This is a genomic window from Pseudomonas sp. EA_105y_Pfl2_R69 (assembly GCF_963970915.1).
Lineage (GTDB): Bacteria > Pseudomonadota > Gammaproteobacteria > Pseudomonadales > Pseudomonadaceae > Aquipseudomonas.
Map to the genome: position 1 here is coordinate 564531 of NZ_CAXAOO010000003.1, position 26059 is coordinate 590589.

Genomic DNA, 26059 nt, shown 5'->3' on the forward strand with positions numbered 1-26059 from the left:
AGGGTTCCAGAACGGCAAGGCAGGGGCGGTTTTAAGCCCAGACTATGACAAAGCCGGCGGCGCTGGGCGAGAGGTGAAAGGCGACAGGTGAGAGACGATTGCGGCCAGATCGCTGGCCGCGGGCCGAGGCGGGTGGTTCAGGCCGGGCGACCTGTCCGCACCCGCGGGACTTGTCGTTCAGGCTGCCAGCAGCCAGGCACCGGTCAGCGCCGAGGCGGCCCCCAGCACTCGCACCAGGGGCGCGGCGGCCTGCGGCAGCAGGCGTACCAGGGCATAACCGCTGGCATGCAGGGTGGCGGTGGCCATCACGAAACCTGCGGCATAGCCCCAGGGGTTGGCCAGCTCCGGCAGTTCCAGGCCGTGGGCGACGCCGTGGGTCAGGGCGAACAGGGCGGTCAGGGCGATGGCGACGATCATCGGCAGGCGGATGGCCACCGCCACCAGCAGGCCGAAGGCCAATACCGAGGCGGCGATGCCGGTCTCCATCAGCGCGATCTGCACACCGCTGAAGCCGAGCAGGCCGCCAACCAGCATGCTGCCGACAAAGCACAGCGGCAGCGCCCAGCGCGCCGCGCCGGATTGCTGCGCGGCCCACAGGCCGACGGCGAGCATCGCCAGCAGGTGGTCGAGGCCGAAGAGCGGGTGCGCCAGGCCGGCCAGCAGCCCGGCGTGGTCGTGGCCGGTGTGGGCGAAGGCCACGGCCGGGCTGAGGAACAGGGCGATGGCGAACAGGGATTTACGCAGGTTCATGGGGTGTCTCCTTGACTGAATATGGCGCGTCAGGCGGCCGTGAGCATGCCGTGTTGTTCGATAAAGGCGATGATCTGCTCCAGACCCAGGCCGATTTTCTGATTGCTGAACACGAACGGCTTGTCGCCGCGCATCTTCAGGGTGTCGCGCTCCATCACCTCGAGGGAGGCACCGACCAACGGGGCCAGGTCGATCTTGTTGATCACCAGCAGGTCGGATTTGCAGATGCCCGGCCCGCCCTTGCGCGGCAGCTTGTCACCGGCCGAGACGTCGATCACGTAGATGGTCAGGTCCGACAGCTCGGGGCTGAAGGTGGCCGAGAGGTTGTCGCCGCCGGACTCGACGATGATCAGATCCAGGCCCGGAAAGCGCCGGTTGAGCTGATCGACCGCTTCCAGGTTGATCGAGGCGTCCTCGCGAATCGCCGTGTGCGGGCAGCCGCCGGTTTCCACGCCGATGATCCGCTCCGGGGCCAGGGCCTCGTTGCGCACCAGAAACTGGGCGTCTTCCTGGGTGTAGATATCGTTGGTCACCACCGCCAGGTTGTAGCGCTCGCGCAGGGTCAGGCACAGGGCCAGGGTCAGGGCGGTCTTGCCGGAGCCGACCGGGCCACCGATGCCGATACGCAGGGGTTGGCTGTTCATGCTTGGGGCTTCCTTATCATCAAGAACGGAATAAACGGCTGTATTGGCGCTCGTGCGCCATGCTCGCCAGGGTCAGGCCGAAGGCGGCGCTGCCCCAGTGCTGCGGTTCAAGCTCACTGGCCTGACGCTGCGCCTGGTCGAGCAACGGCAGCAGTTGCGAGGTCAGGCGTTGTGCGGCTTGCTGACCCAGCGGCAGGGTTTTCATCAGCACCGCCAGTTGGTTTTCCAACCAGCCCCAGAGCCAGGCGGCCAGGGCGTCCTGCGGCGCGATCTGCCAGGCGCGGGCGGCCAGAGCCCAGCCGACGGCCAGGCCGGGTTCGTCCAGTGCGCTGAACAGCTGTTGCGCCGGCTGATCCAGCTCCGGCAGGCCGCTCAGCAGTTGTTGCAAGGAGTAACCCATCTGCCGGCTTTCCAGGCGCAGCTCGCGGGTTTCGCGGCTGGCGCGCTGTTGTTCGGCCAGGTTGCGCAGTTGCGCCCAGTCTTCGCTTGCGGCGGCCTGGCAATGGGCGAGCAGCAGAGGCGCTTCGAAGCGCGCGAGATTCAGCAGCAGCTGATCGGCAATCCATACATGGGCGCTCTCTGCGCTATCGACCAGGCCCTGCTCGACGGCCATTTCCAGGCCCTGGGAATAGCTATAACCACCAATCGGCAATTGCGGGCTGGCGAGCCGAAGCAGTTGCCAGGCTGGATTCACGTGCGTGCACCGAACTGATGCAGACGAGGTGCGTAGCTGAACTCGGCATCGCCGGCATGGGAGTGGTGATGGCCGCCGCCGTAGGCACCCTGCTCGGGCTGGTAGGGCGCTTCGATCGGTTCCACCGTGGCCCCCAGCTGTTCGAGCATGGCCTTGAGCACGTAGTCGTCCGGCAGGCGCAGCCAGCCATCGCCCAGCTGCAGGGCGACATGGCGGTTGCCCAGGTGATAGGCGGCGCGCATCAGCTCGAAGGGGTTGGCGCAGGTGACGTGCAGCAGCGGCTCGGGGCGGGCGACCACGCGGACGATACGACCGTCTTCGGCTTGCAGGCATTCGCCGTCGTGCAGGGCGGGTTGGCCGCGCTCGAGAAACAGGCCGACATCCTCGCCGCTGCGGCTGAAGCAGCGTAGGCGGCTTTTGCTGCGGGCCTCGAAGCTCAGTTCGAGTTCGGCGTCCCAGTGCGGCTGGGCGGCAATACGGCGGTGGATCACCAACATGGGGCAGTTTCCGGCAGGTCAATGCCGGTTATAGAGCAAGGGCCTTGCCAAACTGCTGTCTGGCCGCGCAGGGCGGGCTGTGCGGCGGGAAAATGCCTAAGGGTTGTGCCGTGTAGGCTGTGCTTTGGTGCGCCCGGCAATTCTGTGCGCGATATTGGTGCGCTCAGTCTTTGTGCGGACCCAGGCCTTGCCAGTGTTTGGCCCCGATAAAGATAAAGCGCAGCTGCTCGATCATCTTGACCTCGGGGGAGGCGTGCATCGGCAGGGCCGCTGCGGGTGGGTCGATCAGTTCGGGCAGGGTGGCGAATACGGTTTTCACCACCAGGTCGGCGATCACGTTCTGCGCCGGGGCGTCAAAGTGCTGCAGCTTCGGCATGGCCGCCAGATCTGCCACCAGGTCGGCGGTGATGCGTTCGCGCAGTGCGCCCACGGCCTGGCGTACCGGCAGCGAGCCGCCGTACTGCTCGCGAGCGAGAAACAGGAATTGCGAGCGGTTGGCCGCCACCGCATCGAGGAAGATGCGCACCGAGGCGTCGATCACCCCGCCCAGCTCGAACTCGTGGTGGCGGACCTGGCGGATGGTGTCGCGAAAGGTTTCCCCCACTTCGGCCACCAGGGCCAGGCCCAGTGCGTCCATATCGTCGAAATGCCGATAGAAGCCGGTCGGCACGATGCCGGCGCAGCGTGCCACCTCGCGCAGGCTCAGGCTGCCGAAGCCACGGCCGCTGTCCATCAGGCTGCGCGCCGCATCCATCAGGGCGTGGCGGGTCTGCAGTTTTTGTTCGGCGCGTGGTTGTAGTGGTTTCAAGCTTCCTGGCTCTGCATGGTTCAATCAGCCCAGCACTCTAGGGGCTGTTGCCATTTCAGCGCAACCCGAAGGGCCCGGTGCGGCTGCGTTGTCGTCGTTGAGTGTACGAGTGTTGACTGAATTGTGGTGCTCTGACAGTCTAGTGAACAATTGTTCACTGGAGTCTTGCCGTGGCCCTTCTTCCTTTTGCCTGGGTGCGTGGGCTCGCAAGCCTGCTGGATCCGCTGCGCGTGCTGGTCGCCCATGGCTGGTTGCGGGAAAGCGATGTCGATGCCGGGCTGGCGCTGCTGCATCCGGCGCTGCGTCTGAACCGCGTGTTTGCCCGGATCACCCAGCGCCAGTGGGTGGCCGATGACATGCTCGAATTGACCCTGCGCGCCAACGGCAACTGGCGCGGCGCGCAGCCGGGGCAGCATCTGCAGCTGTATCTCGAGCGTGATGGTGTACGCCTGAACCGCAGTTACAGCCTGACCGCGGTGCAGTCGAAGGGCCGCTTGCAGATCGCCGTCAAGCATCAACCGGGCGGGCGTGTGTCGCCTTATCTGCTGGAGCACCTGGCGGTCGGCGATGTGCTGGAACTGGGCCCGGTGTATGGCGAGCTGAGCTGGCCCGAGGCGCAGCAGGGCGTGCTGCTGCTCGCCGCCGGCAGTGGCATCACGCCGCTCTTGGGCATGCTGCGCGCCGCCCTGGCCCAGGGCTGCAGCGCGCCGATCACGCTGCTGCATTACGTACGCGGGCAGGGCCAGCGCGGCTTTGTCGCCGAGTTGCAGGCCTTGCAGGCGCAGCACGGCAACCTGCAGGTGCGCTGGTCGCTGACCGCCTCCGGTGCGGAATCAGGCGGGTTGACTGGGCGCTTTGCGGGCGAACATCTGGCCGGGGTCACCCAGCTGGATCAACGCCAGGTGCTGGCCTGCGGCCCGGCTGGCTTTGTCGCCCAGGTGCAACAGTGGTGGCAGGCCGCCGGCTTGCCCGGTGCGCTGCAGGTCGAGGCCTTCACTGCGCCCGTGCTGCGCGCCGACGTCAGCCTGCGTGCGGTGCGCCTGGGCTTTGCCCGCAGCCATCAGCAGGCGCTTGCCAATAATCAGCACAGTCTGCTGGAGCAGGCCGAGGCCCATGGCCTGCAGCCGGCCCACGGCTGTCGCCAGGGCATCTGCGCCAGCTGCACCTGCACCTTGCTGAGCGGCACGGTGCGCGATTTGCGCAGCGGCCTGTTGTTCAGCGAGCCGGGGCAACCCATACGTTTATGCGTAAGTGCACCCCATAGCGATGTCGAGATTGATCTTTAACAGACCATTGAAAAACTACCTGCGTTGCCGATCCGGCGTTAAAAACAGGCTCAAAATGCTCATTTGCACCAGCAAACTCCGCTTTTTCGCCTGTTTTTGCCTTGTCTCGGCTGCCTCGCCTACGTTTTCAACGGCCTGTTCACTTTAAGGGAATCCCCATGCGTCGTGATCGCGAACTGTCCGTGGATGAACTGAACGCCTTCGGCGATGAGCTGGATGCCCTGCGCCAGCGCACCCTGGCCGACCTGGGTGAAGCCGACGCCCGCTATATCCGGCGGATTCGCGCGGCAGTGCGGTTCTGCTGCTGGAGCGGGCGCGGCCTGCTGATGCTCGGCTGGTTTCCGCCGACCTGGCTGCTGGGCACACTGCTGCTGGGCCTGGGCAAGATTCTCGAGAATATGGAGCTGGGCCATAACGTCATGCACGGCCAGTACGACTGGATGAATGACCCCGAGTTGGCCGGGCGCAGCTATGAGTGGGATATCGCCGGGCCCAGCGATTTCTGGCGGCACACCCACAACCATGTGCACCACACCTGGACCAATGTGCTGGGCATGGACGATGACGTCGGTTATGGCGTGGTGCGGCTGTTTCCCGAGCAGCGCTGGAAGCCGTTCTACCGCTGGCAGCCGCTGTGGGTGACGATCCAGGCCGTGTTGTTCCAGTACTCGGTGGCGATCCAGCATCTGCGCCTGGACAAGCTCTACAAGGGCAAGCTGAGCAAGGCCGAGGTGCGCCCGCTGATCCGCCAGTTCAATGCCAAGATCCTGCGGCAGTGGGGCAAGGATTACCTGTTCTTCCCGCTGCTGGCGCTGCTGCTCGGGGCCAATGCCCTGGCGGTGCTGGCCGGTAATGTCGTGGCCAACCTGCTGCGCAATCTGTGGACCTTCACAGTGATCTTCTGCGGCCACTTTACCGAGCAGGCGGCGGTGTTTTCCAAGGAGTCGGTGGTCGGCGAGAGTCGCGGCCACTGGTACCTGCGTCAGCTGCGCGGCTCCAGCAATCTGAATGGGGGGCCGTTTTTCCACATTCTGACGGGCAACCTTAGCCACCAGATCGAGCACCACCTGTTTCCCGACCTGCCGGCGCGTCGCTATGCGGCGTTGGCGATGGAGGTGCGTGAGATCGCCGAGCGTTACGGCCAGGTCTATAACAACGGCAGCCTGTGGAAGCAGTTCTCGACCGTGCTTAAGCGGATTTGGATCTACCGCCGTCGTCCGCTCGAGGCTATGCCGGCAGGGGGTAACGCCATACCGTAGCCCTGGATTGTGCCGGGGCGAGCAGAGCGGTGCAGGGTGGATGACGCTGTTTTCATCCACCATTGCCGTTGGTGGATGGGTGAAGCGTCATCCACCCTACGAGGTTATATGGGGTTTACTTGGGCGACAGTCAGCGGCTAAACACGCAGGTCAGGTAACGATTGCTAAAGCCATGGCGCAGCATCGAATACAGCCGGCTGAACAGGTACAGCGGGTGACGCCGGTAATACAGCAGCACGGCATTGCCGACCCCTTCGGAGCGGTGCTGTTTGTGCTCATCGGCCTGTTTCGAGAACAGGCCTTTGAACTGCCACCACTGAATCTGCTCCAACTGCTGGCGGGCGAGCAGCCCTTGCTGACGGAACAGCGCATAAAAGCTGCGTTTGCTGAAGTCATGCAGGTGGTGGGGGTTGCCGTCCAGGGTCGGGGTGATCGGCACCGAGGCGATAACCTTGCCACCCTCGGCCAATAAGCGCGCATAGTTGGCCAGCAGCGCCTGCGGGCGCGGCAAATGCTCGATGGTTTCCAGGCTGACGATGCAGTCGAAGCCCAGGTCGCTGCCAAACTGTTCGGCATCGGCGCATTCATAACGCAGGTTGGCCAGTTGGTAATGCTCGCGGGCGTAGGCAACTGCCGCCGGATCGATGTCCACCCCGGTGACCTGTTTGTCAGGGTTGCGCTCGGCCAGCAGGGCCGTGCCGTAGCCGCAGCCGCAAGCCATATCCAGCACGCGCCGGCCGCTGAGGTGCAGGGCTGCGAACTCGTAGCGCTGCATATGAATCTGCAGGCTGGCCTGGTCATCCGGGTTCTGTGGGTCGAGATCCTTCGGGTAAATCCGTTCGATGGTGTGCATGGTCACGGCAGCGCAAAGTGAGGGCTGGACTATATGACAGGGACTGCTGCCTTGCCCACTCTCCACTTTGCCTTCCATATGACGTGCCCTGGCATGCGTTGTGGTTCTGCACTTTCTTTCTCGGCGGTATGACACAAGGATGGTTTGCGATGTCGACATCTACTGCACTCCGTTATCCCCTGGTCCTGGTGCCAGGTTTGCTCGGTTTTATCAGCCTGCTCGGTTACCCCTACTGGTACGGCATCGTCACGGCGCTGCGCCGGCTCGGTGCAACAGTCTTCCCGGTGCTGGTGTCTTCGGTGCACTCCACCGAGGTGCGTGGCGAGCAATTGCTGCTGCGCATCGCCGATGTGATGCAGCAGACCGGCGCAGAAAAGGTGCACCTGATCGGCCATAGCCAGGGTGCCCTGACGGCGCGCTATGTGGCCGCGCTAAAGCCCGAATGGGTGGCCTCGGTCACCTCGGTGGCCGGGCCCAACCATGGCTCGGAACTGGCGGATTTTCTGACCCGCAGAGCGCCCCAGGGCAGCCTGCGCGAGCGTGTGCTAAGCGCCTTGCTGCGTGGGGTGGCCCGCTGCATGGCCTGGCTGGAGCGCGGCTATAAGGGCGAACCGCTGCCGATGGATGTGGCGGCAGCGCAGCAATCGCTGACCCGCGACGGCGTGGCAGCCTTCAATCTGCAGTATCCGCAGGGGCTGCCGGAAGTCTGGGGCGGTGAGGGCGCGGCCGAGGTCAATGGCGTGCGCTACTACTCCTGGTCCGGCACCATCCAGCCGGGCATCACCAATATGGGTGGCAACCGTTTCGATGGCCCGAATCTCGCCTGCCGGCTATTTGCGCGAACCTTTCAGCGCGAGGTTGGGCAGTGCGACGGCATGGTCGGGCGCTACAGCTCGCACCTGGGTACGGTGATCGGCGATCAGTACCCGCTGGATCACTTCGACATCATCAATCAGACCTTCGGCCTGGTCGGCAAAGGTGCCGAGCCGGTCAAACTCTTTGTCGAGCATGCACAGCGCCTGCAGGCCGCAGGCCTTTAGAACCTATTTACGATCTGCTGCACGTCGGCCCTACTGCGTTAAAAACAGGCTCGGAATGCTCATTTACACCAGTAAACTCCGCTTCCTCGCCTGTTTTTGCCTTGTATGGCTCTAGCTCGCGAGATCGTAATACAGGTTCTTAAATGTCGTTTAGCTCGACCCAGATGCCCAGATCATCTTCGCGGATGGCAAGCTCTTGCAGCGATTGCCCAGCACAGGGGCCGGCGACGCATTCGCCGGATTCGATCAGAAACAGTGCGCCATGGGTGGCGCACTGAATCAGGCTGGCGCTGGCATCGAGAAACTGGTCGGGCAGCCATTCCAGCGGGATGCCACGGTGCGGGCAGCGATTGCGATAGGCATACGGCCGGCCGTCCTTGCGCACGGCAAACAGTTTCTCTCCGGCCATCTCGAAGCCCCGGCTCTGGCCTTCGACCAACTCATCCGGTGCACATAAACGCAGCATAGGAACCTCCCCGACAGGCCGGCATTATGCCGCCTTGGCGCGCAAGTGAAAGGGCGGCTCTATCAGTGGTTGTCGTTTTGCTTTGGCGCGGATTATCGGCGGGTGGCTGATCCAGCCAGTGCGTTGGGCTGGCGGCCTGGTCCGCAGCCTTTTATCCTGCCAGCCAATCTCTGGTCGCCGAAGCCAAGCCCACGCCATGAATCCTGTTATTCGTCCGCGCTCACTGTTTATCGCACTGGGCCTGTTGCTGGCGCTCGCGCTTTGGTTATCCCTGGCCCTGGGGCCGGTCAGTCTGCCGCTGGCCGACACGCTCAGGGCGGCGCTGCGCCTGCTCGGGTTGCCGTTGCCGGGCGAGGGTTTGGCTCAGGCCGAACTGATCCTCGGGCAGATCCGTCTGCCGCGCACCCTGCTCGGGCTGCTGGTCGGCGCGGTGCTGGCGCTGTGCGGGGTGGCGATGCAGGGGCTGTTCCGCAATCCGCTGGCCGACCCAGGCCTGATCGGCGTGTCCAGCGGTGCGGCCCTCGGTGCGGCGGTGGCGATTGTCGGCGGCGCGGCCCTGGGCGGTTTGCCGGAGGCGTTCGCCCCTTATCTGTTGTCGTTGTTTGCCTTTATCGGCGGCCTGGGGGTGACCGCGCTGGTCTATCGCCTGGGCCGCCGGGATGGCGAAACCAGCGTGGCGACCATGTTGCTGGCCGGTATCGCGCTGACCGCCCTGGCCGGTGCGGCCATCGGCCTGTTCACCTACCTGGCCGATGACGCCACCTTGCGCACCCTGACGTTCTGGAACCTGGGTAGCCTCAATGGGGCCAGTTACAACCGCTTGTGGCCGCTGCTGCTGGTGACGGCGGCGGTGGCGCTGTGGTTGCCGCGGCGTGCCAGGGCGCTGAATGCCTTGCTGCTGGGCGAATCCGAGGCGCGCCATCTGGGCTTTGCCGTGGAGCGGGTCAAGGCCGAACTGGTGTTCTGCACCGCCCTCGGCGTGGGCGCGGCCGTGGCGGCGGCGGGAATGATCGGTTTTATCGGCCTGGTGGTGCCGCATCTGGTGCGCCTGCTGGTCGGGCCGGATCATCGCGTGCTGCTGCCGGCCTCGGCCCTGGCCGGTGCCAGCCTGTTGTTATTGGCGGATCTAGCGGCGCGGCTGGTGCTGGCTCCGGCGGAATTGCCGATCGGTATCGTCACGGCGCTGATTGGCGCGCCGTTCTTCCTTTATCTGTTGCTGCGGGGGCGTACCTGATGCTGCGTGCGGAAAATCTGGCGGTACGGCGCGGCTCCAGCACGGTGTTGGCGGATATCAATCTGCAGTTGCGCCCGGGCGAAGTACTGGGGGTGCTGGGGCCCAATGGGGCCGGCAAGAGCACCTTGCTGGGGGCCTTGTGTGGTGAGCTGCCGGCGAGCCATGGCGCTGTCTGGCTGGATCAGCGGCGCTTGCAGGACTGGCCGGGCAGTGAGCGTGCGCAACGCCTGGCGGTATTGCCGCAGACGTCGACGCTGAACTTTGCCTTTCGCGTGGAAGACGTGGTCGGCATGGGCCGTTTGCCCCATGCCAGCGGCCGCGTGCGCGATGCGCAGATCATCACGCAGGCGCTGGCGGCGGCCGATGCGTTGCACCTGGCCGGGCGCAGTTACCTGGCGTTGTCCGGTGGCGAGCGTCAGCGTGTGCACCTGGCAAGGGTGCTGGCGCAGCTCTGGCCGGGCGGCGAGGGGCAGATGCTGCTGCTCGATGAGCCCACCTCGATGCTCGACCCGCTGCATCAGCACACCACATTGCAGGCCACCTGCGCCTTCGCCCGGCAGGGCGCGGCGGTGCTGGTGATCCTGCACGACCTCAATCTGGCCGCGCGTTACTGCGATCGTCTGTTGCTACTGGAACGCGGTCGCCCCCATGCGCTCGGCAGCCCCGAGGACGTACTGCGCGCCGAGCCGCTGCAGGCGGTGTTCGGCCTTGAGGTGCTGGTGCAGCGGCACCCGGAACGGGGCCATCCCTTAATCGTTGCTCGCTAGGGTTTTGCTTATGAGGATCGCGTTATTGCTGGTGGCTGCGCTGTTGAGTGCCTGTCAGGCCTCGTTACCGGCTTTACCCGCTTGGCAGAGCCCCGAGGGTTTGCAAGATCCTGAGCTGGGGCAGATTGTCGAGTTGCGCACCGGTGCGTTGCTGACCCCGGCGCAGCTGCTGGAGCGTCTGGCTGCGGCCCCCAGGGTGCTGGTGGGCGAGCGGCATGACAATCCGGACCACCACGCGCTGCAGCTCTGGCTGTTGCGGGCCCTGGCGGCGCAGCGGCCGCAGGGCAGCCTGCTGCTGGAAATGCTGACGCCGGATCAGCAGGCCAAGGTCGATCAGGTGCGCGCCGCCATTGCTGCCGGTAAAACGCCGCAGGACATGCTCGCAGCCCTGGCCTGGCAGCCGGGCTGGGCCTGGTCGCTGTACGGACCGCTGCTGCAGTATGCTCTGCGTCAGCCTTACCCGCTGCTGGCGGCCAACCTCGAACGTCGCGAAATCATGCAGACTTACGCCCAGGTGCCGCAGCTGGATGGCCAGGCCTCCACGGCTGTGCCTGCGCGTGAGGCGCTGCTGGCGCAGATTCGCCAGTCCCATTGCAACCTGCTGCCGGAAAGCCAGTTGCCGGCCATGCTCGCCGTGCAGCAGCAGCGTGACCGGCGGATGGCCGAAGCCTTGCTGGCCGCGCCGCAGCCAAGCCTGCTGTTTGCCGGTGCCTTTCATGTCCGTCGTGAGCTTGGCGTGCCGCTGCATCTGCAGGATTTGCACGCTGGCGAGGCTGTGCAGGTGCTGATTCTGGCGGAGGTCGGCAGCCCGGTCGCCGCCGAGTCCGCCGATTTCGTCTGGTTCACAGCGGCGCAACCCGAGCAGGACCACTGCGCAAAACTGCGACCCTAGCCCGGCTTCCGCCCGCTGGGAGGGTTAGTCTGCGCGCTTTCCCGCCCGGAGAGCGCCAATGTCCACCGCTGCCCATGAACTGATTAGCCGCTACTTCAACGCCCTTAACGAGCGCGACAGCCGCGCCTGCCTGGCCCTGCTCAGTGCCGATGTGCTGCTGGATATCAACCAGGGTCCGCGCGAGCAGGGCGTGCAAGCCTTTGCCGAGTACCTGCAGCGCACGCAACGCTGCTACCGCGAAAGCATCGATAACCTGCAGATCCTGACGGAGCCGAGCGGGCAGCGCGCCGCCTGCGAGTTCACCCTGAGCGGCGAGTACCTGAGCACCGACGACGGCCTGCCGGACGCCTGTGGTCAGAGCTATCGGCTGATGGCTGCGAGTTTCTTCGAGATTCGCGACGGCAGGATCTGCCGGGTAAGCCAGCATTTCAATCTGCCGGAGTGGCTGGCGCAGGTCGATTACTAAAGGCTGGTAAGCGTACTTTTTCACAGGTAAAAAAAGACCCGGCAAGAGCCGGGTCAATAACCGTGATTAGCCTGATGAGGAGATAATCTGAAGAGGCCGACTGGGGTCTCTAGAGCTTATCGGCTGATCTCGCGATCAGTTGCGCTAATAATAACAATTCTCATTTCCATGTCAACGGTCTTTTCAAACTTTCGATCCTCGTTGGCAAAATGTCCGTAGCCCGGATAAAACAAACCCGACGCAGGGTCGGGTTGCTGTATTGCCGAGCGGTTGTCAGATGGCGCTGGCGGGCAGGCGCAACTGGGTGACTTCCTTGTTCAGCAGGTCGATACGTTTGGCCATGCTTTCGATCAGGCTATGGGCAATCCGCGGGTTGCTCTGCATCAGGCTGAGGAACTGCTCCTTGGGGATCACCATCACCGTGCAGGGTTCGCTGGCCAGCACGGTGGCGCTGCGGCGCTCGCGGGTGAAGACGGCCATGGCTCCGAATATCTCGTCCTTCTGCACGTCGCCGACCTTGTGCCCATCGACATAGGCCTCGGCGTGGCCTTCGATGATGATAAATACGTGATCGGCGGTGTCGCCCTGATGGATCAGCTCTTCTCCGGCGGCAAAGTGCTGAAAGCCGGTCGAGGGCCGGATATCGGGCTGCTTGAGGCGGGCCAGGGCATCGGAGAGCAGGGCGGTATGACCGATCAGGTACTGGATAAACAGTTCCTGGCGCTGCTCGCTGGCATAGATGTGCTTGAACACATCGCTGCGCGAATAGGGGATCAGGCTCAGTTGCTCTTCGCTGCTGTAACGGCAGCTGGGCATGTCCAGGCCCTGACGCAGACCAACCAGGTCGCCTTCCTGCAGGTAGAACAGCGGACGCTCATCGACCGCGGCATGCAGCAGGCCGTTTTCGATGATAAACAGCTGGTTGCCCGGCAGTACGGCCGCCAGATCCTCGACCCGCTCCAGCTGCAAGGGCGAGCCAATGGGGGCGAGCCCTTCGAGCAGCTGGGTGGGGATGCTTTGCAGTCGGTTGATCAGCTGATCGGCGTAAGCCGGTTGCTCCCCGAGTAGATACATGAGCGAATTTCCTTGAACTGGCCGGGCATACTAAAGCCCACGAACGTCCCTAAAACAATAGGCTGCTGCGCTGCTCAGGTAAATCATTGTCGCTGGAGGTTGTGAGCTAGCTCTTGTTGCGTTGCGTCGATTCGTCGAGCTGGCCGTTCAGCTCGGCCTTGTGCGCCGGTGGCAGGTCATTCCAGTGCACATCCAGCAGGGCCCCTTCAATGGCATAGAGCAATACCTTGGAGGCTCTGAAGCCGCGGGCGCGAACTGCCCGGTAGGCGCTGACAGCCCCTAGCCGGCGCAGGTCGTTGGCGCTGTGGATGCCGACGGCATGCAGCCACTGCGCCGAGGTCTTGCCAAGGTTTTTCAAATGTTGCAGTTCGTCGTTCATCAAGCCTCCGTGCGCTGCTGGGGGGGAGCTGTACTGGCGTCAATTGGCGATACCTGCGAGGAAGTGTAGCGGCCAGCGCACAAAACGTGGCTGATTGGCATCACCCCAGGCCTGGCGCAGGGCCGGTTCCAGCTGCTGTAGCGGATCGAAGCCATTGCTGTGTTCGTAGCGCTGGGTGGCCGACCAGGTGCGCAGATAGCCCAGCAGCTGTTCCAGCCGCCAGTTCGCCTCGATGGCCGCAGGCGGTGGGCTGAGTGGGCTAAAGGGGCTGTGAATATCGCTGTAGCCGGCATCGACACTGGCGCGTCCCGCTGGCCAGTAGCCCTGCAAGGTGTTCCAGTAGAAGTCCTCGATCAACTCGTCCAGCCGCGGGTCGATGCTCATCAGGCTGTAGCACCAGGCGCAGAACACGCCCCCCGGCTTCAGCAGGCGGCCCACTTCGCGGAAAAACGCCGGCGTGGCAAACCAGTGCAGGGCCTGGGCGACCTGGATCAGGTCGAGGCTGTGGTTGACCAGCGGCTGGGCCTGGGCTTCGGCGACAAACAGCTCGAGGCCTTGCCGATCGGGGCAGGCGCGTAACTGCTCGAGGCTGGCATCGCAGGCCAGTACCCGGGTGAAGTGCTGGCGTAACGGTTGGCTGGCCTGGCCGTTGCCGCAGGCAATATCCAGCGCACGCTGGCGCTCTGGGCATTGTGCCGCGAGCCAGGCGAACAGGGTGTCCGGGTAGCGTGGGCGAAAGCTTGCGTAATCCTGGGCACGCGCGCCAAAGAGTGCGGTGACGTCGCTCATGGCTAGCGGGTTCTATAGCGCAGGCGGGTGCCGAAGTTGAGTGACATGAGGATTTCGTCGGCGCTCAGCTCCGCGGGGAAGTAAGTGCCGGAAATCTGCGCATGCGCCAGGCTCGCGCCTTCGAGCCGGGTATCGCGTAGATCGAGTCCGCGCAGGTCGGCACCGCGAAAGTAGGCATTGGTGAAGTTGATGTCCCGGGCATCCAGGGCACGCAGGTCGAGGCCGCGAAAGTCGCCGTCACTCAGATCGACTTCGCCGTCCGGGGGCTTCTGGCTGTTGAATGCGGTGATATTTTCGCTGTGTATCAGGCGGTAGAGTGGGCTCTCGAGTTGTCGCGGCTGGCTCATCTGGGGCGTATCCACTGAGGAGGGTAACGCCAGTATAGAAGCCGCGGCGGGTATTGCCCGCGGCTTGGCCCGAAAGCCCGGGGGCGGCCTGTTACAGGCCTGGCAGGCGCTGGCGAATACGGGTGATCAGGCTGTCCAGGCTGGCGCTTTCGTTGGTGTCCACGCGCTTGCTGTGAACCAGTTCGTCTTCGCTCAGGGGCTCGCGGCTGGCTTGCTGGGTACGTACCACGTCCATATTGGCATCCGAGGGGTCGCCGCCTGCGGCCTTGCGTTGCTCCAGCCAACTGGCAATGACTTCCTCGGGCGCGGCGCAGTCGAGAATCAGAAAGGGCGCACCGCTGGCCTCGGCAACCGCGCAGGCCTCCTGGCGCTGGGCCTGTTTCAGGTAGGTAGCGTCGATAACCACCGGAAAGCCGGCATGCAGCGCCGTTTCGGCAAGCTGGTGCAGGCGTGCGTAAGTGGCGCTACTGGCATCCTGGGTGTAGATACCGGCACCGAGCTTGCCCAGATCGGCCTCTTGTTGTTCGCCGAACAGGCGCTTGCGTTCGACATCCGAGCGCAGGCGAATGGCCCCCAGGGCTTCGACCAGGCGCATGGCAACGTGGCTTTTGCCGACGGCGGAAACGCCATGGGTGATTGCCAGGAAGCGTGAGGGAATGGCGCTATAGCTTTCCGCCAGGTTGGCGTAGTTGCGGTATTGACGCAGGGTCACGGCTTTCTGCACGGCGTCGGCCTGGTGGGCCAGGCTGAACAGGGCAACTTTGGCCCGCACCAGGGCACGGTAGGCCTTATAGAAGTTGAGCAGTTCGAGCGCTGTGTAATCGCCGCTGTGTTCCAGCCAGGCATTGACGAAGCGTCGGGCGTGGGCCTTGAGACCGCGGTCTTCCAGGTCCATGGCGAGGAAGGCGGCATCCGAGGCGATGTCGATCAGGCGGAACGGCTCGTTGAACTCGATGCAGTCGAACAGCACGACCTGGCCGTCGAGCAGGGTGGCGTTGCCCAGGTGGATGTCGCCGTGGCATTCGCGGATCGAACCATTGCCGGCGCGCTCGGCCAGCAGCGGTTCCAGGCGGGTAAAGCTGGCTTCGGTCCAGGCTTCGAGGGCGTCGAGTTGCTGCAGGTCTGCTTTGTCGCTCAGGAGCGGGCGGATCTGTTCGAAGTTCTGCCGCATCGGCGCGACGATGGCGGCGGGGGAGCACAGTTCATGGCTGCTTGGCACGGCCGGGGTCTGGGCGTGGAAATCGGCGATCTGCTTGGCCAGGGCGTCGATATGCGCCTCGCTCAATTCGCCGCGCGCCTGGACGTCACTGAGCAGCTGGCTTTGCGGGAACTGGCGCATTTTCAGCGCGTACTCGATAGCCGGGCCGCTGCCGGCGAGTTGTGGGGCATCGACGCTACCGCTGATCGGCAGCACTTCAAGGTACAGGCCCTGGGTCAGGCGCTGGTTGAGGCGCAGTTCTTCCTGGCAGAAGTGCTCGCGGGCGCTCAGCTCGGTGAAGTTGAGAAAGCCGAAATCAACGGCTTTCTTGATCTTGTAAGCGTAAGGGCCGGTGAGTATCACCCAGGAGATATGCGTTTCGATGACCTGAAACCCGTCCACCGGATGAGGGTAGAGGGCCGGGTTCTGCAATGCGGCGATCAGGGCTTGGCTCACGGGCGATCCTTGGCTTTCGTACTAAATAAGAGCGGTCATTATGGCCGCTTGGGGTCCGTCTGCAAACCGCTGCGCGGGCCTGCTGGGCGCAGACAAAGTGCGTATAATGCCGCGCCATGACTCGTACCCGATCTTCTCGCCCCCGTTCAAAGCGCCGCTCAGGCGGTACACGCCCCTGGTTGGGCTGGCTCCTCAAGCTTGGCCTGGTAGGCCTGGTGGTTCTGGCCGTTTTCGCGGTTTACCTCGATGCCGTGGTGCAGGAGAAATTCTCCGGCAAGCGCTGGACCGTGCCGGCCAAGGTTTACGCCAGACCCCTGGAACTGTTCGTTGGGCAGAAGCTGGCCAAGGACGACTTCCTCAAGGAACTCGATGCCCTGGGTTATCGCCGCGAAGGCGCAGTCGCTGGTCCCGGCGGCGTGTCGGTTGCCGGCAATAACATCGAGCTGCATTCGCGCGGCTTCCAGTTCTATGAGAGCAGCGAGCCGTCGCAACGGGTGCGCGTGCGCTTCTCCGGTGACTATGTAGCGGGCCTGACCCAGGCCGGTGGTGGCAACCTGGCCGTGGCGCGGCTCGAGCCGCTACTGATTGGCGGGCTTTACCCGGCCCACCAGGAAGACCGGGTGCTGATCAAGCTGGCGCAGGTGCCGCCTTATCTGGTGGAAACCCTGGTGGCGATCGAGGATCGCGAGTTCTTCAACCATTTCGGCGTGTCGCCCAAGGGGATTGCCCGTGCAGTCTGGGTCAACACTTCCGCCGGCCAGCTGCGCCAGGGCGGCAGTACCCTGACCCAGCAGCTGGTGAAGAACTTCTACCTGACCAATGAGCGCAGCCTGTCGCGCAAGGCCACCGAAGCCATGATGGCGGTATTGCTGGAGCTGCACTACGAGAAGGGGGATATTCTCGAGGCCTACCTCAATGAGGTGTTCCTCGGTCAGGACGGTCAGCGTGCGGTGCACGGTTTCGGTCTGGCCAGTCAGTACTTCTTCAGTCAGCCGCTGTCCGAGTTGAAGATCGATCAGGTGGCGCTGCTGGTGGGCATGGTCAAGGGACCGACCTTCTATAACCCGCGGCGCAATCCCGAGCGCGCCCTGGAACGGCGTAATCTGGTCCTCGATGTGCTGGCCGAGCAGGGTGTGGCCAGCCCCGAAATCGTTGCGGCGGCCAAGCAGAAGCCGCTGGGCGTGACCCGCCGCGGCAGCATGGCCGACAGCTCGTTCCCGGCCTTTCTCGACCTGGTCAAACGCCAGTTGCGCGAGGACTATCAGGAGCAGGACCTGACCGAAGAGGGGCTGCGCATCTTCACCAGCTTCGACCCGATCCTGCAGCTGAAGGCAGAAACTGCCCTGGCCGACACGCTCAAGCGCCTGTCCGGGCGCAAGGGCGTGGACGAGGTCGAGGCCGGCATGGTCGTCACCAATCCGGAAAGCGGCGAGGTGCAGGCGCTGATCGGCAGCCGCCAGCCGCGCTTTGCCGGGTTCAACCGGGCGCTGGATGCGGTGCGGCCGATTGGCTCGCTGATCAAGCCGGCGATCTACCTGGCCGCTCTGGAGCGCCCGAGCCAGTACACCCTGACCAGTCTGCTCGAGGATCAGCCCTTCTCCATCAAGGGGCAGGATGGTCAGGTGTGGAGCCCGCAGAACTATGATCGCAAGGCCCACGGTACGATTTATCTGTACCAGGGCCTGGTCAACTCCTACAACCTGTCCTCGGCCAAGCTGGGGCTGGAGGTCGGGGTGCCCACCGTGCTGCAGACCCTCGAGCGGCTGGGTGTCGAGCACAAGTGGCCGGCTTATCCGTCGATGCTGCTCGGGGCCGGTGGCTTGAGCCCGCTGGAAGTGGCGAATATGTACCAGACCCTGGCCAATGGCGGGTTCAATACCCCGCTGCGGGGTATTCGCAACGTCCTGACCGCGGATGGCGAGCCGCTCAAGCGTTACCCGTATCAGATCCAGCAGCGCTTCGACAGCGGTGCCATCTACCTGCTGCAGAACGCCATGCAGCGCACCATGTCTGAAGGCACCGGGCGCTCGGTCTACAACCAGTTGCCGCGTTCCCTGGCGCTGGCCGGCAAGACCGGTACCAGCAACGATTCGCGCGACAGCTGGTTTGCCGGCTTTAGTCAGGATCTGTTGGCGGTGGTCTGGCTGGGCCGCGACGACAATGGTCCGACGCCCTTGACCGGTGCGAGCGGGGCCCTGCAGGTGTGGACCGATTTTATGCGCAAGGCCGACCCCCTACCGCTGGATATGCCGGTGCCGGATAACGTCGTGCAGGCCTGGGTCGATGCCAACACCGGGCTGGGTTCCGATCCGAGTTGTCCGAATTCGGTACAGATGCCTTATATTCGTGGTAGTCAGCCTGCGTCCGGTTCTGCCTGCGGTATCAGGGCACCGGTCAATGAAGTGATGGATTGGGTACGTGGCTGGTTGGATTAAGTGAGAGGGTGTGCAGTGAATAAGTGGTTGATTCCAGCTTTAACGGTTTCGGTTGTGCTTGGCGGCTGTGCCAGCGTGCCCCAGGGCTCGATCCCCGTAGTGGATTCCGGTTCCGCGGCCTCGTCGCAGTCGGGCGGTTACAACTTGCCGCCGGCACAGCCGCAGAGCCTGCCGGAAGACTCCGGCGTGGTGGTGATGGTGCCGGGTGCCGGTGCCAGCAGTGCGCCTATCCAGGCCTTTCCAGCGGGCAGTGCGCCCATCGAAAGCACCATCAGTAGCCAGCCTTGGAGCGGCGATGCGCCAGGTGCCGTGATCTCCGGCAGTCCCGCGCCCACTGCGCCAAGCGGTATTCCGAGCGGTGGTAGCCTGTCTGTCGACGAGCAGCTCGACGGGCCGGTGCTGGCCTTGCTGACGGCTGCCCAGCAGCAACAGAGCGGCGGCGATCTGAACGGCGCGGCTTCCAGTCTCGAGCGGGCCCAGCGCATTGCGCCGCGTGAGCCGCAGGTGCTCTACCGCCTTGCCGAGGTGCGACTGGCGCAGGGGGATGCGGCTCAGGCCGAGCAGTTCGCCCGACGCGGTCTCAGCTACGCCAGCGGCCGTCCCGCGCTGCAGGCCAGCCTGTGGAACCTGATTGCCGAAGCCCGCGAGCGTCAGGGCGATCCGGCGGGTGCGGCGCAGGCCCGCGAACGTGCCCGGGTAAGCCTCTGATGGATTCACGTGTGGTCGCTGTGGCCGAGCAATTGCTGCTGATCGAGCGGGAGTTGCGTGTGCAGGGCTGGTGGGAAATGCAGCCCCCCAGTGCCGAGGCCCTGGCCAGCCCAGAGCCTTTCTGCGTGGATACCCTGGCGTTCGAGCAGTGGCTGCAGTGGATCTTTCTGCCGCGCATGAAACAACTGCTCGAAGCCGGTGCTGAGCTGCCGAGTACTTCGGGTATTCAGCCGATGGCCGAGCAGGTTTATGGAGGCGGACAGGCAGGGAAGGCCAGAGAGCTGATTCGCTTGTTAGGAGAGTTCGATCGCCTGATCGTTGGCGCGACCTGAGTCGCGCCGCGCCAGGGTCGGTTACTGGCAGTTCTCGGCGATTGCCTTTTGTGCGGTACTGATACGCTCCTGGCGCTCATCTTCAGAAACACGGCGCACTTCACCGTCGATCTCCATGCGCAGGCGCGGATTGTTCTGCAGCTGTGCCAGGGTGGTGCGTACCTCTTCGCAGTACTTCTTGCGCTCGGCTTCCTTGGCCGCAACTTCTTGTTTGACCTTCTTGTCGATAGCCGCCTGCTCGGGATCGGAAATGCTTTCGAAGGTTGGTGCGACGTTCGGCTCTGCCGCTTCGGCGGGCTTCGCGGGGGGCGGCGCGGCAGTATTGATGCTGGTCGCTTGCTGGCCTTGCGGTGGTTGCGAGCTGAAATGGGTGACGCCTTGGGCGTCGACCCATTTGTACACCTGGCTGGCCATGGCGGTTGCGTTCAGGGCGAGCAGCAAGCTGCTGGTAATGATCATACGGCGCATGCTGATTCCTTTTTTTAGGCTGCCAAATTATGAGCTGCAAAACCTGCCAGTTACTATAACCAAAACCGCCGAATCGTCATCCTGCGCACTGTTGGTGCAGAAGATTGCAGAATCCATCACGGATTACTTGACTTGCCCGCGTCGAATCCGAACAATTCCACGTTCGCTGTAGTGGAGTCCGCCGCAAGCAGGCTTTAGCTCAGCAGACATGAGGCGCACACCCGCGCCGACCTGTTTCACCCGCAACGCGTTACCTCGCGCTGGGTGGGAAAGTCCCGCAACACTCTGGGGCGTTCCCAATACTTGCTCAGTAGTAGCTGACGTAGTCGGCGACCACCGTCGCTCATGCTCTGCTGGCAGTAAACCTATCTTAGGCCGTCCTCCTTGTTGGACGGTTTTCTGGCGTTTTAGAGGTGAACAACGTGGAGCTTTTATCCGGCGCTGAAATGGTCGTCCGCTTTTTGCGTGACGAAGGCGTTAAGAACATCTATGGGTACCCGGGTGGTGCTCTGCTGCATATCTACGATGCCCTGTTCAAGGAACCGGAAGTCAATCACATCCTGGTTCGCCACGAGCAAGCGGCTACTCATATGGCTGACGGCTATGCCCGTGCCACCGGCAAGGCTGGTGTGGTGCTGGTGACCTCCGGCCCAGGCGCGACCAACGCCATTACCGGCATCGCCACCGCCTATATGGATTCCATCCCGATGGTGGTGTTGTCCGGCCAGGTGCCGAGCAACATGGTTGGCACCGATGCTTTCCAGGAAACCGACATGATCGGTATCTCGCGGCCTATCGTGAAGCATAGCTTTATGATCAAGCACGCCTCGGAAATCCCGGAAATCCTGAAGAAAGCCTTCTACCTGGCGCAGTCCGGCCGTCCCGGTCCGGTGGTGGTGGATATCCCCAAGGATATGACCAACCCGGCCGAGAAATTCGAGTACGTCTATCCGAAGAAGGTCAAGCTGCGCTCCTACAGCCCTGCGCTGCGTGGCCATTCCGGTCAGATTCGCAAGGCCGCCGAGCTGCTGTTGAGCGCCAAGCGACCCATCGTCTATTCCGGTGGCGGTGTGATCATGGGCGGTGCTGCAGCGCCGCTGACCGAGCTGGCACAGATGCTCAATCTGCCGGTGACCAATACCCTGATGGGCTTGGGCGGCTTTCCCGGCACCGACCGCCAGTTCCTCGGCATGCTCGGCATGCACGGCAGCTATACCGCCAACCTGGCGATGCACCACGCCGATGTGATCCTGGCAGTTGGCGCGCGCTTCGATGATCGGGTGATCAATGGTGCGGGCAAGTTCTGCCCGAATGCCAAGATCATTCATATCGATATCGACCCGGCATCCATTTCCAAGACCATCAAGGCCGACATTCCAATCGTCGGGCCGGTCGAGAGCGTGATGACCGAGATGGTCGCGATCCTCAAAGAGATCGGCGAGAACCTCAACAAGGAAGCGCTGTCGAGCTGGTGGAAGCAGATCGAGGAATGGCGCGGCGGGCGCATCATGTTCCCGTACGATTGCGGTGACGGCAGCATCATCAAGCCGCAGACCGTGATCGAAACCCTGTCCGAAGTCACCGGCGGCGACGCCTTCGTGACCTCCGACGTGGGTCAGCACCAGATGTTCGCGGCCCAGTACTACCGTTTTAACAAGCCCAATCGCTGGATCAACTCCGGCGGTCTGGGCACCATGGGCTTCGGTTTCCCGGCGGCCATGGGGGTCAAGTTGAGCTTCCCGGATGCCGACGTGGCGTGCGTGACCGGCGAGGGCAGCATCCAGATGAATATTCAGGAACTGTCGACCTGCCTGCAGTACGATCTGCCGGTGAAAATCGTCAACCTGAACAATGGTGCCCTGGGCATGGTGCGCCAATGGCAGGACATGAACTACGGTAGCCGTCACTCGCACTCCTATATGGAGTCGTTGCCGGACTTCGTCAAACTGGCCGAGGCCTATGGCCATGTCGGCATGCGCATCACCGACCTGAAAGACCTGAAACCGAAGATGGAAGAGGCGTTTGCCATGAAGGATCGCCTGGTATTCCTCGATATCCAGGTCGATACCAGCGAGCACGTCTATCCGATGCAGATCAAAGACGGTGCGATGCGCGACATGTGGCTGAGCAAGACGGAGCGGACCTAATCATGCGACACATTATTTCCCTGCTGCTGGAAAACGAGCCTGGCGCATTGTCCCGCGTGGTGGGTCTGTTCTCGCAACGCAACTACAACATCGAAAGCCTGACCGTGGCTCCGACCGAGGACCCGACCCTGTCGCGTCTGACCCTGACCACTGTGGGGCATGATGAGGTGATCGAGCAGATCACCAAGAACCTCAATAAATTGGTCGAGGTGGTCAAGCTGGTCGACCTGTCGGAAAGCGCTCACGTCGAACGCGAGCTGATGCTGGTCAAGGTCAAGGCCACCGGGGCCCAGCGCGCCGAAGTCAAGCGCACCACCGACATCTTCCGTGGGCAGATCGTCGATGTGAATACCAGCGTCTATACCATTCAGTTGGCCGGCACGAGCGACAAGTTGGACAGCTTTATCCAGGCCATCGGCACCGCGTCGATCCTGGAAACCGTACGCAGTGGCGTTACTGGTATTGCCCGTGGCGACAAGGTGCTGAGCATCTGATTGCGTTGTACTGATGAAATGAAAAGCCCTCGGGGGAAATATCTCCCGAGGGCTTTTTGTTTTTCGGGCTAAGCGCCGCGCGCGGCGGAGCGTTGCTGCCGTCATTTAGCGTTGGCGACTCCAGAAAGCATTGATCAGCGGGTCTTTAAGGCGTTTCTCCAGCGCAAATAGGCCAATGTCGTAGGCTGTTAGCGGCGGCTGAATATCGTAGATACGGATGCGTGCGGTCAGTGGGCTGTTGTCGAGTACGATTTGCGGGACCACGCCAATGCCAAAGCCCAGGCTCACCATGCTGACGATGGCTTCGTTACCGCTCACCTGAGCATAAATTCGCGGTTTGATGTTGTGGCTTTTCAGCCACAGGTCGGTTCGGGTGCGGGCGAGGCCTTCTTCCGAGAGGATCATCGGCACGTCCCGCCAGCTCTCCGCCGTGGGATGCCTGAGCTGTTCTTCGCTCAATAGCTGAGGTGACTGCGGGCCGATAAAGCACAGGGCTGAGCGGGCGATTGATTGGAAGGCGACGCCGGCCGGCAGGCTATCTGGGCGGGCACCGATGGCGAGATCCTCCAACCCTTGCTGTACCCGTTCGACGGCCTTCGCCGGGTCGCCGGTATGCAGCTTCATTTCAATGCGCGGATAATCCTGGCGGAAGCTGCTCAAAATGTCATAGAGAAAGCTGTAGCTGGCCGTTACCGAGCAATACAAGGCAAGCTCCCCGTGCAGGATTAACTGATCCTGCTTGAAGGTCTGGCGGATGGCTTGCCAGCCGTTTATGACCTCGCTCGCATACTCGCGGAACTGTTGCCCCTCGCGGGTCAGGCGAACTGAGCGGTTGTCTCGCAGAAACAGCGGCGCGCCGAGTTCGTCCTCGAGTTGTTTGATACTGCGGCTGAGCGCGGAAGGGCTGACGTGCTGCTCGCGGCTGGTTTTGCCGAAGTGCAGGTTGTCGGCCAGGGAGAGAAAGAGCCTGAGTGCGTGAGTGTCCATCATCGTTTCAAATATCGGCATGTTGTGTTGCAAATATATCATTTTACGCAACGGGGCGGATCACTTAAGGTGTCTTAGTCGCGGTGCATGCACCCCATTCCTTTTCGATTAAAAGAGCCAAGAACATGAAAGTTTATTACGACAAAGACTGTGACCTCTCGATCATCCAGGGCAAGAAAGTCGCCATCATCGGTTACGGTTCCCAGGGTCATGCCCAGGCGTGCAACCTGAAAGATTCCGGCGTTGACGTCACTGTCGGTCTGCGCAAAGGTTCTGCCACTGTAGCCAAGGCCGAAGCACATGGTCTGAAAGTGACCGACGTTGCTTCTGCTGTAGCGGCTGCTGATCTGGTGATGATCCTCACTCCAGACGAGTTCCAGTCCCAGCTGTACAAGAACGAAATCGAGCCGAACATCAAGAAAGGCGCTACCCTGGCCTTCTCCCATGGCTTCGCGATCCACTACAACCAGGTTGTGCCGCGTGCCGACCTCGACGTGATCATGATCGCCCCCAAGGCCCCGGGTCACACCGTGCGTTCCGAGTTCGTCAAGGGCGGCGGTATTCCTGACCTGATCGCTATCTATCAGGATGCTTCCGGCAATGCCAAGAACGTCGCACTGTCCTACGCTTCGGGCGTGGGCGGCGGTCGTACTGGCATCATCGAAACCACCTTCAAGGACGAGACCGAAACCGACCTGTTCGGCGAGCAGGCTGTTCTCTGTGGTGGTTGTGTCGAGTTGGTCAAAGCTGGCTTCGAGACTCTGGTGGAAGCTGGTTATGCACCGGAAATGGCCTACTTCGAGTGTCTGCACGAGCTGAAGTTGATCGTGGACCTCATGTACGAAGGCGGTATCGCCAACATGAACTACTCGATCTCCAATAACGCCGAGTACGGCGAGTATGTGACCGGTCCGGAAGTGATCAACGCCGAGTCCCGTCAAGCCATGCGCAACGCCCTGAAGCGCATTCAGGACGGCGAATATGCCAAGATGTTCATCCAGGAAGGCGCTGCCAACTACCCGTCGATGACTGCCTACCGTCGCAACAATGCGGCCCATGGTATCGAGGTAGTAGGTGAGAAGCTGCGCTCCATGATGCCGTGGATCACTGCCAACCAGATCGTCGACAAGACCAAGAACTAAGGCTTTTCGATGTGAAAAAAAAACGCGGCCATGGCCGCGTTTTTTCATGGTGCCCCAAGGCTTCTGGTATAAAGCCAGGGTACTGAATGGGCAGTATCGGCGAACCCTTGTCGATACGGTCTGTCGAAATTTCCAAATCCGTTGCAAGGTATTGTTCATGAACGAACGTCCAGATGAACCCCAGTCGCCCCCCGAAACAGAAAGCTTGTTGCCAATTGACGAGCATATAGAAGAGGGGCACGACGACGAGGGTCGCAAGGTTCGTCATCGCGGCATTTATCTGCTGCCCAACCTGTTTACCACGGCCAATCTGTTTGCCGGCTTCTACGCCATCATCAATGCCATGAACGGCAACTTTTATGTGGCCGCGGCAGCGGTGTTCGTCGCCATGGTGCTCGATGGTCTGGATGGCCGTGTTGCGCGCCTGACCAACACCCAGAGTGCCTTCGGTGCCGAGTATGACTCGTTGTCCGATATGGTTGCCTTTGGTGTGGCCCCGGCCTTGCTGGCGTTCGAGTGGGCGCTGGGCAGCATGGGTAAGGTGGGCTGGATGGTGGCCTTTATCTATGTGGCGGGTGCGGCCTTGCGTCTGGCGCGCTTCAATACACAGATCGGCAGTGTTGATAAGCGCTACTTTATCGGTCTGGCCAGTCCCGCGGCTGCCGGCGTGGTAGCGGGTACGGTCTGGGCCTTCAGCGATTTCGGCATCAAGGGTTCGAATATGGCCTTTGCCGTGGCGATTCTGGTGGCGGCGGCTGGTGTGTTGATGGTCAGCAACATCAAGTACCACAGCTTCAAGGATCTCGACTTGAAAGGGCGCGTGCCCTTTGTGGCGATTCTGGTGGTGGTGCTGATCTTCGCCGTAGTCTTCAGTGATCCGCCGCGCATCTTGCTGATCATCTTCCTGGCATATGCCGCATCAGGGCCTATCCAGTATCTGCTGCAGCTGCGACGTCGTAAAACGACTGAGTAATGGGCCTGCCGCCGAAGCCGTTGATGTTCCGCATCAACGGCTTCGGCGTTTCTGTGTTGTGCGTTTTCTTGCTTTGAGCCGTTGTGCCCGAGGGGGGGCTCCATTGCTGTTGTGTCCGTACTTGGGTGGTGCGGGGAGTGGGGTGCCACAAAAGCGTAATAATGCCTTGACCTGGCTTCGAATGCCCCTATAATGCGCACCTCTTCCGGCGCAGATCTCTCGGAAAACTTATTCTAAAACAATAAGTTAGCTTTAAAAGAGAGGTTGCAAAGCAGCGAAAGCTGTGTAGAATGCGCCGGGCTGGCAGGGTGGTGGTTTGATCCTGTTGGTGGCTTCGATCAGGTCGATCGGCGGCGGTTGAAGAGGTGGTTGACAGCGGTTTGAAACGCTGTAGAATTCGCCTCCCGCTAACGAGAAGCTGGATGTTGGTCGGGGTTGCAAGTGGTTGAGTAGAAAGAACTTCTTCGGAAAGAA

General features: G+C 62.5%; 28 protein-coding genes and 1 pseudogene. 14 read left to right on the forward strand and 15 right to left on the reverse strand.

The window, feature by feature from the left end:
* Positions 1-177: 177 nt before the first annotated feature.
* The 5 genes from AACY13_RS11955 to AACY13_RS11975 form a co-directional block, all read right to left on the reverse strand.
* Positions 178-750, reverse strand: coding sequence for a HupE/UreJ family protein (locus tag AACY13_RS11955; protein WP_339461741.1), 573 nt, complete (start codon positions 748-750; stop codon positions 178-180).
* A 29-nt stretch (positions 751-779) separates the two neighbouring features.
* On the reverse strand, positions 780-1394 hold the full coding sequence (gene ureG, locus AACY13_RS11960; protein ID WP_339461743.1) for an urease accessory protein UreG: 615 nt from the start codon (positions 1392-1394) through the stop codon (positions 780-782).
* A gap of 19 nt (positions 1395-1413) precedes the next feature.
* Positions 1414-2088, reverse strand: a complete 675-nt coding sequence (locus tag AACY13_RS11965; RefSeq protein ID WP_339461745.1) for an urease accessory protein UreF — start codon at positions 2086-2088, stop codon at positions 1414-1416.
* Positions 2085-2585: an urease accessory protein UreE gene (gene ureE, locus AACY13_RS11970; protein ID WP_339461747.1), complete on the reverse strand. Its 501-nt coding sequence runs from the start codon at positions 2583-2585 to the stop codon at positions 2085-2087. The genes AACY13_RS11965 and ureE overlap by 4 nt, the downstream gene beginning before the upstream one ends.
* 163 nt (positions 2586-2748) lie before the next feature.
* Complete coding sequence (locus AACY13_RS11975) at positions 2749-3339, reverse strand: TetR family transcriptional regulator (RefSeq protein WP_339461825.1); 591 nt, start codon at positions 3337-3339, stop codon at positions 2749-2751.
* 224 nt (positions 3340-3563) lie between these two features.
* Here AACY13_RS11975 and AACY13_RS11980 point away from each other — a divergent pair, with 224 nt between their 5' ends.
* Both AACY13_RS11980 and AACY13_RS11985 read left to right on the forward strand, forming a co-directional pair.
* A complete protein-coding gene (locus AACY13_RS11980; RefSeq protein ID WP_339461749.1) occupies positions 3564-4679 on the forward strand; it encodes a ferredoxin reductase in 1116 nt (371 codons plus the stop codon).
* Between the two features lie 158 nt (positions 4680-4837).
* On the forward strand, positions 4838-5938 hold the full coding sequence (locus AACY13_RS11985; RefSeq protein WP_339461750.1) for a fatty acid desaturase family protein: 1101 nt from the start codon (positions 4838-4840) through the stop codon (positions 5936-5938).
* 130 nt (positions 5939-6068) lie between these two features.
* Here AACY13_RS11985 and AACY13_RS11990 read toward each other — a convergent pair whose 3' ends face one another.
* The gene (locus tag AACY13_RS11990; RefSeq protein ID WP_339461752.1) at positions 6069-6791 is read right to left on the reverse strand and encodes a class I SAM-dependent methyltransferase; all 723 of its coding nucleotides are present in this window, start codon (positions 6789-6791) and stop codon (positions 6069-6071) included.
* Between the two features lie 149 nt (positions 6792-6940).
* On the opposite strand from AACY13_RS11990, the gene AACY13_RS11995 reads away from it, so the two are divergent.
* Positions 6941-7831 carry an esterase/lipase family protein gene (locus AACY13_RS11995; RefSeq protein ID WP_339461754.1) on the forward strand — a complete coding sequence of 297 codons (891 nt, stop codon included), beginning with the start codon at positions 6941-6943 and terminating at the stop codon, positions 7829-7831.
* 139 nt (positions 7832-7970) lie between these two features.
* Here AACY13_RS11995 and AACY13_RS12000 read toward each other — a convergent pair whose 3' ends face one another.
* Complete coding sequence (locus AACY13_RS12000; protein ID WP_339461755.1) at positions 7971-8297, reverse strand: Rieske (2Fe-2S) protein; 327 nt, start codon at positions 8295-8297, stop codon at positions 7971-7973.
* 196 nt (positions 8298-8493) lie between these two features.
* Between AACY13_RS12000 and AACY13_RS12005 the strand changes: the two genes are divergently transcribed.
* The 4 genes from AACY13_RS12005 to AACY13_RS12020 are packed head-to-tail and all read left to right on the forward strand — an operon-like array spanning position 8494 to position 11656.
* Positions 8494-9531, forward strand: coding sequence for a FecCD family ABC transporter permease (locus AACY13_RS12005; RefSeq protein WP_339461757.1), 1038 nt, complete (start codon positions 8494-8496; stop codon positions 9529-9531).
* A complete protein-coding gene (locus AACY13_RS12010) occupies positions 9531-10298 on the forward strand; it encodes a heme ABC transporter ATP-binding protein (RefSeq protein WP_339461758.1) in 768 nt (255 codons plus the stop codon). Before AACY13_RS12005 ends, AACY13_RS12010 begins: the two co-directional genes overlap by 1 nt.
* Before the next feature lie 10 nt (positions 10299-10308).
* Positions 10309-11190: a ChaN family lipoprotein gene (locus tag AACY13_RS12015; RefSeq protein ID WP_339461760.1), complete on the forward strand. Its 882-nt coding sequence runs from the start codon at positions 10309-10311 to the stop codon at positions 11188-11190.
* Positions 11191-11248: 58 nt separating this feature from the next.
* Positions 11249-11656 (forward strand): nuclear transport factor 2 family protein, encoded by a 408-nt coding sequence (locus AACY13_RS12020; protein ID WP_339461762.1) that lies wholly within the window; start codon positions 11249-11251, stop codon positions 11654-11656.
* Between the two features lie 273 nt (positions 11657-11929).
* Here AACY13_RS12020 and AACY13_RS12025 read toward each other — a convergent pair whose 3' ends face one another.
* From AACY13_RS12025 to AACY13_RS12045, 5 genes are all read right to left on the reverse strand, one after another.
* Positions 11930-12730 carry a cyclic nucleotide-binding domain-containing protein gene (locus AACY13_RS12025; protein ID WP_339461764.1) on the reverse strand — a complete coding sequence of 267 codons (801 nt, stop codon included), beginning with the start codon at positions 12728-12730 and terminating at the stop codon, positions 11930-11932.
* A gap of 106 nt (positions 12731-12836) precedes the next feature.
* Complete coding sequence (locus tag AACY13_RS12030) at positions 12837-13109, reverse strand: TfoX/Sxy family protein (RefSeq protein WP_339461766.1); 273 nt, start codon at positions 13107-13109, stop codon at positions 12837-12839.
* A gap of 39 nt (positions 13110-13148) precedes the next feature.
* Positions 13149-13898, reverse strand: coding sequence for a class I SAM-dependent methyltransferase (locus tag AACY13_RS12035; RefSeq protein ID WP_339461768.1), 750 nt, complete (start codon positions 13896-13898; stop codon positions 13149-13151).
* A gap of 2 nt (positions 13899-13900) precedes the next feature.
* A complete protein-coding gene (locus AACY13_RS12040) occupies positions 13901-14245 on the reverse strand; it encodes a pentapeptide repeat-containing protein (RefSeq protein WP_339461770.1) in 345 nt (114 codons plus the stop codon).
* Positions 14246-14336: 91 nt separating this feature from the next.
* Positions 14337-15899, reverse strand: coding sequence for a bifunctional aminoglycoside phosphotransferase/ATP-binding protein (locus AACY13_RS12045; RefSeq protein WP_339461772.1), 1563 nt, complete (start codon positions 15897-15899; stop codon positions 14337-14339).
* A 116-nt stretch (positions 15900-16015) separates the two neighbouring features.
* Here AACY13_RS12045 and mrcB point away from each other — a divergent pair, with 116 nt between their 5' ends.
* From mrcB to AACY13_RS12060, 3 genes are read left to right on the forward strand one after another with little or no spacing between them, the layout of a single operon-like run.
* Positions 16016-18334, forward strand: a complete 2319-nt coding sequence (gene mrcB / locus AACY13_RS12050; RefSeq protein WP_339461773.1) for a penicillin-binding protein 1B — start codon at positions 16016-16018, stop codon at positions 18332-18334.
* Between the two features lie 15 nt (positions 18335-18349).
* Positions 18350-19042, forward strand: a complete 693-nt coding sequence (locus AACY13_RS12055) for a tetratricopeptide repeat protein (RefSeq protein WP_339461775.1) — start codon at positions 18350-18352, stop codon at positions 19040-19042.
* On the forward strand, positions 19042-19374 hold the full coding sequence (locus AACY13_RS12060) for a YqcC family protein (protein ID WP_339461776.1): 333 nt from the start codon (positions 19042-19044) through the stop codon (positions 19372-19374). The genes AACY13_RS12055 and AACY13_RS12060 overlap by 1 nt, the downstream gene beginning before the upstream one ends.
* 21 nt (positions 19375-19395) lie before the next feature.
* Here the strand turns inward: AACY13_RS12060 and AACY13_RS12065 are convergent, their stop codons facing one another.
* Complete coding sequence (locus tag AACY13_RS12065) at positions 19396-19842, reverse strand: DUF4124 domain-containing protein (RefSeq protein ID WP_339461778.1); 447 nt, start codon at positions 19840-19842, stop codon at positions 19396-19398.
* A gap of 422 nt (positions 19843-20264) precedes the next feature.
* Here AACY13_RS12065 and AACY13_RS12070 point away from each other — a divergent pair, with 422 nt between their 5' ends.
* A complete protein-coding gene (locus tag AACY13_RS12070; protein ID WP_339461780.1) occupies positions 20265-21989 on the forward strand; it encodes an acetolactate synthase 3 large subunit in 1725 nt (574 codons plus the stop codon).
* A gap of 2 nt (positions 21990-21991) precedes the next feature.
* On the forward strand, positions 21992-22483 hold the full coding sequence (gene ilvN, locus AACY13_RS12075; protein ID WP_298116935.1) for an acetolactate synthase small subunit: 492 nt from the start codon (positions 21992-21994) through the stop codon (positions 22481-22483).
* A 105-nt stretch (positions 22484-22588) separates the two neighbouring features.
* Here ilvN and ilvY read toward each other — a convergent pair whose 3' ends face one another.
* On the reverse strand, positions 22589-23470 hold the full coding sequence (ilvY, locus tag AACY13_RS12080; RefSeq protein ID WP_339461827.1) for an HTH-type transcriptional activator IlvY: 882 nt from the start codon (positions 23468-23470) through the stop codon (positions 22589-22591).
* A 125-nt stretch (positions 23471-23595) separates the two neighbouring features.
* Between ilvY and ilvC the strand changes: the two genes are divergently transcribed.
* Both ilvC and pssA read left to right on the forward strand, forming a co-directional pair.
* Positions 23596-24612, forward strand: a complete 1017-nt coding sequence (gene ilvC, locus AACY13_RS12085) for a ketol-acid reductoisomerase (protein ID WP_238042333.1) — start codon at positions 23596-23598, stop codon at positions 24610-24612.
* A gap of 157 nt (positions 24613-24769) precedes the next feature.
* On the forward strand, positions 24770-25585 hold the full coding sequence (gene pssA, locus AACY13_RS12090; protein ID WP_339461790.1) for a CDP-diacylglycerol--serine O-phosphatidyltransferase: 816 nt from the start codon (positions 24770-24772) through the stop codon (positions 25583-25585).
* 252 nt (positions 25586-25837) lie between these two features.
* Here pssA and AACY13_RS12095 read toward each other — a convergent pair.
* A pseudogene (locus AACY13_RS12095) lies at positions 25838-26059 on the reverse strand (hypothetical protein); the annotation flags it as partial.

Coding starts and splice junctions, on each gene's coding strand:
- AACY13_RS12000 (WP_339461755.1), bottom strand. CDS start 8,297: ATGCTGCGTTTATGTGCACCGGATGAGTTGGTCGAAGGCCAGAGCCGG.
- AACY13_RS11985 (WP_339461750.1), top strand. CDS start 4,838: ATGCGTCGTGATCGCGAACTGTCCGTGGATGAACTGAACGCCTTCGGC.
- AACY13_RS11955 (WP_339461741.1), bottom strand. CDS start 750: ATGAACCTGCGTAAATCCCTGTTCGCCATCGCCCTGTTCCTCAGCCCG.
- ilvC (WP_238042333.1), top strand. CDS start 23,596: ATGAAAGTTTATTACGACAAAGACTGTGACCTCTCGATCATCCAGGGC.
- AACY13_RS11990 (WP_339461752.1), bottom strand. CDS start 6,791: ATGCACACCATCGAACGGATTTACCCGAAGGATCTCGACCCACAGAAC.
- AACY13_RS12010 (WP_339461758.1), top strand. CDS start 9,531: ATGCTGCGTGCGGAAAATCTGGCGGTACGGCGCGGCTCCAGCACGGTG.
- ureG (WP_339461743.1), bottom strand. CDS start 1,394: ATGAACAGCCAACCCCTGCGTATCGGCATCGGTGGCCCGGTCGGCTCC.
- ilvN (WP_298116935.1), top strand. CDS start 21,992: ATGCGACACATTATTTCCCTGCTGCTGGAAAACGAGCCTGGCGCATTG.
- AACY13_RS11975 (WP_339461825.1), bottom strand. CDS start 3,339: ATGGATGCGGCGCGCAGCCTGATGGACAGCGGCCGTGGCTTCGGCAGC.
- AACY13_RS12005 (WP_339461757.1), top strand. CDS start 8,494: ATGAATCCTGTTATTCGTCCGCGCTCACTGTTTATCGCACTGGGCCTG.
- pssA (WP_339461790.1), top strand. CDS start 24,770: ATGAACGAACGTCCAGATGAACCCCAGTCGCCCCCCGAAACAGAAAGC.
- AACY13_RS12030 (WP_339461766.1), bottom strand. CDS start 13,109: ATGAACGACGAACTGCAACATTTGAAAAACCTTGGCAAGACCTCGGCG.
- mrcB (WP_339461773.1), top strand. CDS start 16,016: ATGACTCGTACCCGATCTTCTCGCCCCCGTTCAAAGCGCCGCTCAGGC.
- AACY13_RS12025 (WP_339461764.1), bottom strand. CDS start 12,730: ATGTATCTACTCGGGGAGCAACCGGCTTACGCCGATCAGCTGATCAAC.
- AACY13_RS12035 (WP_339461768.1), bottom strand. CDS start 13,898: ATGAGCGACGTCACCGCACTCTTTGGCGCGCGTGCCCAGGATTACGCA.
- AACY13_RS12020 (WP_339461762.1), top strand. CDS start 11,249: ATGTCCACCGCTGCCCATGAACTGATTAGCCGCTACTTCAACGCCCTT.
- ureE (WP_339461747.1), bottom strand. CDS start 2,585: ATGTTGGTGATCCACCGCCGTATTGCCGCCCAGCCGCACTGGGACGCC.
- ilvY (WP_339461827.1), bottom strand. CDS start 23,470: ATGGACACTCACGCACTCAGGCTCTTTCTCTCCCTGGCCGACAACCTG.
- AACY13_RS12015 (WP_339461760.1), top strand. CDS start 10,309: ATGAGGATCGCGTTATTGCTGGTGGCTGCGCTGTTGAGTGCCTGTCAG.
- AACY13_RS11995 (WP_339461754.1), top strand. CDS start 6,941: ATGTCGACATCTACTGCACTCCGTTATCCCCTGGTCCTGGTGCCAGGT.
- AACY13_RS12040 (WP_339461770.1), bottom strand. CDS start 14,245: ATGAGCCAGCCGCGACAACTCGAGAGCCCACTCTACCGCCTGATACAC.
- AACY13_RS12060 (WP_339461776.1), top strand. CDS start 19,042: ATGGATTCACGTGTGGTCGCTGTGGCCGAGCAATTGCTGCTGATCGAG.
- AACY13_RS12065 (WP_339461778.1), bottom strand. CDS start 19,842: ATGCGCCGTATGATCATTACCAGCAGCTTGCTGCTCGCCCTGAACGCA.